This is a genomic window from Blastococcus jejuensis, assembly GCF_039534705.1.
Lineage (GTDB): Bacteria > Actinomycetota > Actinomycetes > Mycobacteriales > Geodermatophilaceae > Blastococcus_B > Blastococcus_B jejuensis.
Genome location: NZ_BAAAVV010000030.1, coordinates 1 through 1,271, shown reverse-complemented (window position 1 = coordinate 1,271; position 1,271 = coordinate 1). Strand labels below are relative to the sequence as shown.

General features: G+C 67.8%; 1 protein-coding gene. It reads left to right on the top strand.

Annotated elements, in window-relative coordinates; translation table 11 throughout:
* Nucleotides 1-67 precede the first annotated feature (67 nt).
* Nucleotides 68-1,233, top strand: a protein-coding gene (locus ABD644_RS22650) for an IS3 family transposase (RefSeq protein WP_344691633.1) whose coding sequence is annotated in 2 segments (ribosomal slippage) — nucleotides 68-362 and nucleotides 362-1,233 — 1,167 coding nt in all. Because the reading frame shifts where the segments join, the coding sequence is not laid out codon by codon here.
* The last annotated feature ends 38 nt before the right edge of the window (nucleotides 1,234-1,271 follow it).

The window sequence follows — 1,271 nt, the reverse complement described above, 5'->3', positions numbered from 1 at the left end:
GGGACTGCCCCCAGTTCAGTTGACTCCTTGCCTGTGAGGCTGCGGCCTCGCTGGAAGGATCAGCATCGTGCCCAAGCCGTATCCGGCGGAGTTCCGTCGTGACGTGATCGCGGTGGCCCGCAAGAGCGAGGCGTCGGTCGCCCAGGTGGCCAAGGACTTCGGCATCTCGGAGACCTGCTTGCAGCGCTGGCTGAAGATCGCCGACCGCGAGGACGGTTTCGCACCACCGAACTCGAGCGATCGTGGCGGCGGGTCGAAGGACGAGTCGGCGGAGCTGCGCGAGCTACGCCGGCGCAACAAGCTGCTGGAACAGGAGAACGAGATCCTGCGACGGGCGACGGCCTACTTCGCCCGGGACGTCCTCCCAAAATGATCTACCCGCTGGTCCGTGAACTCGCCGCCGAGAAGATCCCCGTCGCGGTGACCTGCCGGGTGCTGGGCTTCTCCAAGCAGGCTTACTACAAGTGGCTGGCCGCCCCTGTCTGCCAGCGCGACTGGGACGACGCGCACCTGATCAACGCCGCGATCGACGTCCATCACGACGACCCGGAGTTCGGCTACCGGCTGATCGCCGATGAACTGCGCGAGCAAGGCATCGTCACCGGAGAGAACCGGGTCGCGCGGCTGTGCTCCCAGCAGCGGATCTGGTCGGTGATCGCCAAGAAGCCCGGGCTGAACCGGCAGGCCGGCCCGCCGGTGCACGACGACCTCGTTGACCGGGTCTTCACCGCCCCGGCGCCGAACGTGCTGTGGCTGACCGACATCACTGAACACCGCACGAGCGAGGGCAAGCTCTACCTCTGCGCGATCAAGGACGTCTACTCCGGCCGGATCGTCGGCTACTCCATCGACGAGCGGATGAAGGCCTCCCTCGCTGTCGCCGCGCTGCGCAACGCCATCGCCCGCCGCGACCCGGCCGGGACCGTGGTCCACTCCGACCGGGGCAGCCAGTTCCGCTCGCACGCCTTCGTCCGCACGATCAAGAACAACGGGCTGGTCGGCTCGATGGGGCGGGTCGGCGCCTGCGGGGACAACGCCGCGATGGAGTCCTTCTTCGCGCTGCTGCAGAAGAACGTCCTGGACCGGCGGCGCTGGGCGACTCGAGACGAGCTGCGGCTGGCGATCATTACCTGGATCGAGCGGACCTATCACCGCCGCCGGCGGCAACGCCGACTCGGCCGACTCACGCCGGTCGAATACGAGACACTCACCCACGCCGCAGTCGCGGCCTAACCCCAACCCGACGAGTCAACCGAAGTCGGGGCAGTCCC